Source organism: Streptomyces sp. NPDC086080 (assembly GCF_044540255.1).
In the GTDB taxonomy this organism is placed as follows: Bacteria; Actinomycetota; Actinomycetes; order Streptomycetales; family Streptomycetaceae; genus Streptomyces.
This window is the reverse complement of sequence record NZ_JBITRU010000010.1, coordinates 98,231-105,483: the sequence shown is the minus strand read 5'-3', so window position 1 is coordinate 105,483 and position 7,253 is coordinate 98,231. Positions and strand designations below refer to the sequence as shown.

6 protein-coding genes are annotated in these 7,253 nt (G+C 73.0%); 5 read left to right on the top strand and 1 reads right to left on the bottom strand.

The window, feature by feature from the left end; genetic code table 11:
* Nucleotides 1-236 precede the first annotated feature (236 nt).
* Entirely contained in the window at nt 237-2,051 is a 1,815-nt protein-coding gene (locus ACIF9R_RS15080; protein ID WP_399979316.1) for a multicopper oxidase family protein, read from the top strand.
* Here the strand turns inward: ACIF9R_RS15080 and ACIF9R_RS15075 are convergent.
* Nucleotides 2,012-3,064 (bottom strand): acyltransferase domain-containing protein, encoded by a 1,053-nt coding sequence (locus ACIF9R_RS15075; protein ID WP_399979313.1) that lies wholly within the window; start codon nt 3,062-3,064, stop codon nt 2,012-2,014. The two genes, ACIF9R_RS15080 and ACIF9R_RS15075, sit on opposite strands and share 40 nt — an antisense overlap.
* A 96-nt stretch (nt 3,065-3,160) precedes the next feature.
* Between ACIF9R_RS15075 and ACIF9R_RS15070 the strand changes: the two genes are divergently transcribed.
* The 4 genes from ACIF9R_RS15070 to ACIF9R_RS15055 all read left to right on the top strand — a co-directional run bounded on the left by ACIF9R_RS15070 (nt 3,161) and on the right by ACIF9R_RS15055 (nt 7,253).
* Complete coding sequence (locus ACIF9R_RS15070; RefSeq protein WP_399979311.1) at nt 3,161-4,759, top strand: acyl-CoA carboxylase subunit beta; 1,599 nt, start codon at nt 3,161-3,163, stop codon at nt 4,757-4,759.
* Nucleotides 4,756-4,974: an acyl-CoA carboxylase epsilon subunit gene (locus ACIF9R_RS15065; RefSeq protein WP_399979309.1), complete on the top strand. Its 219-nt coding sequence runs from the start codon at nt 4,756-4,758 to the stop codon at nt 4,972-4,974. The genes ACIF9R_RS15070 and ACIF9R_RS15065 overlap by 4 nt, the downstream gene beginning before the upstream one ends.
* Before the next feature lie 148 nt (nt 4,975-5,122).
* The gene (locus ACIF9R_RS15060; RefSeq protein WP_399979307.1) at nt 5,123-5,956 is read left to right on the top strand and encodes a M55 family metallopeptidase; all 834 of its coding nucleotides are present in this window, start codon (nt 5,123-5,125) and stop codon (nt 5,954-5,956) included.
* Nucleotides 5,949-7,253 (top strand): M20/M25/M40 family metallo-hydrolase, encoded by a 1,305-nt coding sequence (locus tag ACIF9R_RS15055; RefSeq protein WP_399979305.1) that lies wholly within the window; start codon nt 5,949-5,951, stop codon nt 7,251-7,253. The genes ACIF9R_RS15060 and ACIF9R_RS15055 overlap by 8 nt, the downstream gene beginning before the upstream one ends.

Genomic DNA, 7,253 nt, shown 5'->3' with positions numbered 1-7,253 from the left:
GGGTGGGGGAGGCGGCTTCCGGTCCGGTGGCGGGCGGGTCTTCGGCCGCGGGCGTGGTGGCCGGGGGTGCGTCGGCCGGGCCGGCTGTTTCGGAGGGGCCGCGCCCCCCGGCCGCCGGGGCTGGGGCGGTGGTCTTCGGTCCGGCGGGGGACGGGGCTCCGGACGTGCGGGTGGGGGGCGGTGGAGCTCCGGCCGTTTCGGCGGGGCTGCGCCGGCCGGCCGCCCGGACGCGGCTGGTGGTCCCCGTCCAGGCCGCCGCGCTCGCCGCGCTGTGGGGGGCCGCGCTGACGCTGCACCCGCCGACGCCTCCGTACGCCGGCATGGTGCTGGCCGAGTTCGCCCTGCTGGGCGTCGCGTCGGGCGGCCTGCTGCTGCTCCGGCAGTACCGCCGGGCCGCCCTCGACGCCCCCGGCCCCCGGCCCCCGACCCGCTCCCGGCGGCTGCTGCGGGCCACCGCCACGGTGACCGGCCTGGCTCTGCTGGCCGTCGGCGGCTGTTCACTGGCCGCCGAGCGGAGCAGACTGCCGGGCGTGACGGGCGGGCCGGGACACACGCACGCCTTCGACACCGGAGGCGGCCCGCCGGCCGGGCAGGCCCCCGTGCGGTCCGTCGACGACCTCACCGGTGACCGCGGCGCCGAGCCCGATCGGCGCTTCACCCTCACCGCGACGGACCGCACCATGCGTCTGGCGTCCGGCGAGAAGGTCGCCGCCCTCGCCTTCAACGGGCAACTTCCCGGGCCGGAACTGCGTGTACGGCGGGGTGAGCTGGTCGAGGTGGTTCTCGTCAACCGGAACGTGGAGGGCGGGGTCACGCTGCACTGGCACGGTGTCGACGTCCCCAACGCCGAGGACGGAGTGGCGGGCGTCACCCAGAACGCGGTGTTCCCCGGCGGACGCCATGTGTACCGGTTCCGGCCGGACCGGGCGGGCACCTTCTGGTACCACTCGCACCAGCAGTCGAGCAGCACGGTGGCGCGAGGCCTGTTCGGGGCGCTGGTGGTCGAGGAACCCGGCGGTGGCGATCCGGCCGTCCGGGACCGCACCGTCGTCGCGCACGCCTGGACCGTCGGCGGTGCGAAGTCCCCGGCCGGAGGCCCGCCCGGCGGGGGCGGCGCCCTCAGCGGAGTCAACGGCAGCGGCGGGACCCTGCGTACGGCCTTCGGCGACGACACACGGCTGCGCACGGAGAAGGTGCCGGCCGGCACCGAGGTGCGGCTGCGGCTGGTCAACGCCGACAACTGCCCGCGCACGTACTCGCTGGCCGGGACGCCGTTCAAGGTCGCCGCGATCGACGGCAACGACGTGGCGGGCCCGACCGAGCTGCGCGATGTGAGGCTGCGGATCGCCGGCGGCGGCCGTTACGACGTGACCTACCGCCAGCCCGCCGGGCCGGTCCACCTGACCGTGGTCGGTGACGCGAACGCCTCCAGCGCGAGCCACGGCTCCGAGGGATGCGGTGAGGACGGCGCGTACGGAGCAGGGCGCCCGGAAACGGCGTCCCTGCTGCTGGCACCGGACCCGGCCACCGAGCCCCCGGCCCCGGCGGCGGGACCCCTGTTCGAGCCGCTGCACTACGGCACGGCGGGCAGCGCCCCGTTCGGCCCCTCGCCGCGCTTCGACCGCTCCTTCCATCTCGTCCTCGGCAACAGCCTCGGCTTCTACGACGGCCGGCTCATGGTGCTGTGGACCGTCAACAACGCGGTCCACCCGGACATCCCCGCGCTGCTGGTGACCGAGGGCGACCTGGTGCGCACGACGTTCGTCAACCGGAGCCTCGACGACCATCCGATGCATCTGCACGGTCATCGCATGCTCGTCCTGTCCAAGGACGGTGAGAAGGCCACCGGCAGCCCGTGGTGGACCGACACGCTGAACGTCGCACCGGGTGAGCGCTACGAGATCGCCTTCCGCGCCGACAACCCGGGTCTGTGGATGGACCACTGCCACAACCTCGACCACGCGCGCGACGGCATGGTGCTGCATCTCGCCTACGACGGGGTGTCCAGCCCTTACGAGGCAGGCAGGTCCAGCGGCAACCTGCCGGAGTGAGCGACGCCGGCCGAACCGGCCGGCGCCCGCCGGGCCACCATCCCGAGCACCCGCTCCCGTGCCTCGCCCACGGCGCGACGGTCCGCCTCGGGCCCCAGCGCCCGGGGCGGCAGGGTGGGCACCACGGTGCTGCGTCCCGAGCGCACGGCCTCGTGACCCCGGGCCAGGACCGTGAGGCTCTGCGCGGGGCCGGCCTCGACGAGCACCCGGTCGCCGTCCCTCAGCACCCGGTCGAGCGTCGGCCGGAAGAGCACCGGAGCCGTGGGCTGCACCGCCCAGAAGGCCGGGCTCACGGCCTCCGCCGCGCTCAGCGGCCGCGCCGTGTACGCGGAGTACAGGGGCGTGCGCGGCGCGGCCAGCGGCATGCCGGCGACCAGTACCTCGGTCGGCCCGACCAGCGGGGTGAGCGCGGGGCTGTGGTACGGAGTACGGGACCCGAGCCGACGGAAGGTCCTGCCGTCCGCCGTGAGCCGCGCCTCCACCGCGCGCAGCGGCTCCCGCGGGCCCGACAGCACCGTATGGCGGGGGGCGTTGACGGCGCCCACGACAACGCCGTCACCGAGGTACCCGGACAGTTCGTGCTCGGGGGCCGCCACCGCGAGCATGCCGCCCGCGGGGGTGCAGCGCTGCATCCTCACCCGTTCCCACAGCAGTTCGACGGCGTCCTCGAGGCGGAACACCCCGGCGAGCACCGCTGCCGCGAACTCGCCCATGCTGTGCCCGACATACGCGGCCGGCCGCACGCCCCAGCTCTCGACCAGCCGCCCCATCGCGTGGTCGACGGCGAACAGCAGGGGGGCCGAGCGCGTGTCGGCGTCCATCGGCACAGCCGGCGTGGCGGCCAGCCAGTCGGCGCGCACCGCCTCGCCGTCGGTACCGAGCGCGGCCAGCACCGCGTCGACGGCTTCGGTGAAGACCGGCTCGTGGCCGTACAGCCCCGCGGCCATACGGGCGTGCTGGGCGCCGGTGCCCGGGAACATCAGGACGACGGAGCGGTGCGAAGGACGCGTCATGACGCGAGCGTGGCCGCCGCGGGTCGAGCCGTACTCCATCGTGACGTCCAGAGGACGTCGAGCCTGTCTTGAGCGGCCGCACGCACACTGGGCGGCATGAGCGTTGTCGAGGAAACGCCCCTCAGTACCCCGGCTCCCGCGGACGGTCAGCTGCGCGACCGTGCCGCCGAACTCGCCGAACTGCGCGAGAGCGTGCGGCGCGGTCCCGGCGAGCGGGCCACCGAAGCGCAGCACGCCAAAGGCAAACTGACCGCGCGTGAACGCCTCGCCCTCCTGTTCGACGACGACACGTTCACCGAGGTCGAGGAGTTACGGCGGCATCGGGCCACGGGCTTCGGACTGGAGGACCGGCGGCCGTACACCGACGGTGTCGTGACCGGCTGGGGACAGGTGCACGGCCGGACGGTCTTCGCCTACGCCCATGACTTCCGGATCTTCGGCGGTGCCCTCGGCGAGGCCCACGCGCAGAAGATCCACAAGCTGATGGACCTCGCCGAGTCCGCGGGCTGCCCGGTGGTCGGTCTGTGCGACGGAGCGGGCGCCCGTATCCAGGAAGGGGTGACGGCGCTCGCCGGCTACGGCGGCATCTTCACCCGCAATGTGCGCAACTCGGGTGTCATCCCGCAGATCAGTGTGATTCTCGGCCCGTGCGCCGGTGGTGCCGCCTACTCCCCGGCGCTCACCGATTTCGTGTTCATGGTGCGCGGCACCGCCCAGATGTTCATCACCGGCCCGGACGTCGTGCAGTCGGTCACCGGGGAAGTGATCACCCACGACGAACTCGGCGGCGCCGATGCCCACGCCTCCGTCTCCGGGGTGGCGCACTTCGCGTACGACGACGAGGCCGGCTGCCTGGAGGACGTACGGCACCTGTTGTCCCTGCTGCCGTCGAACAACCGTGAACTGCCACCCGCCGAGCTCACGTCCGACCCGGCCGGGCGCCGCACCGAGGCTCTTCTCGACCTGGTGCCCGCCGACCCCGGCCGGGCGTACGACATGCGGGCGGTGATCACGGAGATCGTCGACGACGGGGACTTCTTCGAGGTCCAGGAGTCATGGGCGGCCAACATCATCTGTGCCCTGGCCCGGCTGGACGGAGAGTCGGTGGGCATCGTCGCCAACCAGCCCGCCGCGTTCGCCGGTGTGCTGGACATCCACGCGTCGGAGAAGGCGGCCCGCTTCGTCCAGACCTGTGACGCCTTCAATGTGCCGCTGGTCACCCTGGTCGACGTGCCGGGCTTCCTGCCCGGCGTGGACCAGGAACACGGTGGCATCATCCGCCACGGAGCCAAGCTGCTGTACGCGTTCTGCAACGCGACGGTGCCGCGGGTGCAGCTCATCCTGCGCAAGGCGTACGGCGGGGCGTACATCGTCATGGACTCGCGCTCCATCGGCGCGGACATCTCGCTGGCCTGGCCGAGCAACGAGATCGCGGTGATGGGTGCGCAGGGCGCGGCGAACGTCGTCTTCCGCCGGGAGATCGCCGGGGCCTCGGATCCAGAGGCGACGCGTGCCCGCCTGGTCAAGGAGTACCGCGCGGAGCTGATGCACCCGTACTACGCGGCGGAGCGCGGTCTCGTCGACAGCGTGATCGACCCCGCGGAGTCCCGCAGCCGGTTGATCGGGGCTCTGACGATGCTGCGCTCGAAACACGCGCCGATCCCGTCCCGCAAACACGGGAACCAGCCCCAGTGAGCGGCGCCGGCGACACGGTCCGCATCGTGCGGGGCCGTCCACGGCCCGAGGATCTCGCCGCTCTCCTCGCCGTCCTCGGCGCCCTCACCGGGTCCCACGTTCCGTCCGGGACCGCGGTCCGGGCCGCCCCCTGGACCCGGGAGCGGGCCGCCGACCTGCCGGCCTCGGCCTGGCGCACCCGGACTCTCCCGGCCAGGCGGGCGTCTCACCCCTGATGGACGGCGGTGCCCGCCGATGGGCCGCGGACGGGGACGGTCCGGCCCGAAGCTCGCACAACCGATGCCGACATCTCCCTCCAGTGGTGTGAACCTATGGCTATGGAGGGCCTGGCCAGCGAATTCTTCGGCATGTAGCGTCGTCCGCATGAAGATCCTCATCAGCGCCGACATGGAGGGCGCCACCGGTGTCACCTGGCCGGCCGACGTGCTGCCGGGGACTCCCCAGTGGGAGCGGTGCCGGTCCCTGTTCACCTCGGACGTCAACGCCGCGGTGCAGGGCTTCTTCGACGGCGGCGCCGACCAGGTGCTGATCAACGAGGCCCACTGGACCATGCGCAATCTGCTGCTCGAGCAGCTGGACGAGCGGGCCGAGATGCTCACCGGCCGGCACAAGTCCCTGTCCATGGTCGAGGGCGTGCAGCACGGTGACGTCGACGGCATCGCCTTCATCGGCTACCACGCCGGCGCCGGCATGGAGGGAGTCCTCGCGCACACCTACCTCGCCAACTCCATCACCGGGGTGTGGGTCGACGACGTGCGGGCCAGCGAGGGCCTGCTCAACGCGCACGTGGTCGCCGAGTACGGAGTTCCGGTGATCCTGGTCACCGGCGACGACCTGGCCTGTGAGGACGCGCTCGGCTATGCGCCCGAGGCCCTGAAGGTCGCCGTCAAGGACCATGTGTCCCGGTACGCGGCGGTGTGCCGCACCCCCGCCCGGACGGCGGCCGACATCCGCGCGGCGGCCAAGGACGCGGCCGCCCTGGCGGTGCGCCGGGAGCCCGTCGACGCGGGGCCCTTCACCGTCGCGGTGGAGTTCGACGCGGAGCATCTGGCGATGGCCGTCACCGTCGTGCCGGGCGTGACCCGGACCGGTGAGCGGAAGGTCGCCTACACCAGCACGACCATGTACGAGGGAATCCGTACCTTCAAGGCGGTCACCACGATCGCCTCGAGCGCGGTGGAGGAGCAGTATGGCTGACGAGCGGGCCCTGGACGAGGTCGTGACCTTCACCTCCGACCTGATCAGGATGGACACGGCCAACAGGGGCGGCGGCGACTGCCAGGAGCGGCCCGCCGCCGAGTACGCCGCCGCCCGGCTCGCCGAGGCCGGCCTGGAGCCGGTGCTCCTGGAGCGCACCCCCGGCCGGACCAACGTCGTCGCGCGGCTGGAGGGCAGCGACCCCTCGGCCGACGCGCTGCTCGTCCACGGTCATCTGGACGTCGTACCGGCCGAGGCGGCCGACTGGAGCGTGCACCCCTTCTCCGGGGAGGTCCGCGACGGAGTCGTCTGGGGGCGCGGAGCCGTCGACATGAAGAACATGGACGCGATGATCCTCGCCGTGGTGCGGGCCTGGGCGCGCGAGGGCGTGCGACCCCGCCGGGACATCGTCGTCGCGTTCACCGCCGACGAGGAGGCCAGCGCCGAGGACGGCTCCGGATTCCTCGCCGACCGGCACGCCCACCTCTTCGAGGGATGCACCGAGGGCGTCAGCGAGTCGGGCGCCTTCACCTTCCACGACGGCGCCGGACGGCAGCTCTACCCGATCGCGGCCGGCGAGCGCGGCACCGCCTGGCTGAAGCTCACCGCGCGCGGCCGGGCCGGACACGGCTCCAAGGTCAACCGGGAGAACGCGGTGACCCGCCTCGCCACCGCCATCACCCGGATCGGCGAGCACGAGTGGCCGCTGCGCCTCACCCCGACGGTACGAGCCGCGCTCACCGAACTCGCCGCCCTGTACGGCATCGAGACCGACCTGTCCGACGTGGACGCCCTGCTGGACAAGCTCGGCACGGCGGGCAAGCTCGTCGAGGCCACCGTCCGCAACAGCTCCAACCCGACCATGCTGGACGCCGGGTACAAGGTCAACGTGATCCCCGGTGAGGCCGTGGCGTACGTGGACGGGCGGTACCTGGCCGGCGCGGAGGACGAGTTCCGCGCCACCATGGACCGGCTCACCGGACCGGACGTCGACTGGGAGTTCGCGCACCACGAGACCGCCCTCCAGGCGCCGCTGGACACACCGACGTATCTCCGGATGCGGGCCGCCGTCGAGGAGTTCGCGCCCGAGGGGCACGTGGTGCCGTACTGCATGTCCGGCGGCACGGACGCCAAGCAGTTCTCCCGGCTCGGCATCACCGGCTACGGCTTCGCGCCGCTGAAGCTGCCGGAGGGCTTCGACTACCAGGCCCTCTTCCACGGCGTCGACGAGCGCGTCCCGGTCGAGGCGCTCCACTTCGGTGTGCGGGTGCTCGACCGGTTCCTGCGGACGGCCTGA

Excerpts from the sequence above, each read along its gene's own strand:
- ACIF9R_RS15070 (WP_399979311.1), top strand. The coding sequence starts at position 3,161 with ATGAGCGTTGTCGAGGAAACGCCCCTCAGTACCCCGGCTCCCGCGGAC.
- ACIF9R_RS15060 (WP_399979307.1), top strand. The coding sequence starts at position 5,123 with ATGAAGATCCTCATCAGCGCCGACATGGAGGGCGCCACCGGTGTCACC.
- ACIF9R_RS15075 (WP_399979313.1), bottom strand. The coding sequence starts at position 3,064 with ATGACGCGTCCTTCGCACCGCTCCGTCGTCCTGATGTTCCCGGGCACC.
- ACIF9R_RS15055 (WP_399979305.1), top strand. The coding sequence starts at position 5,949 with ATGGCTGACGAGCGGGCCCTGGACGAGGTCGTGACCTTCACCTCCGAC.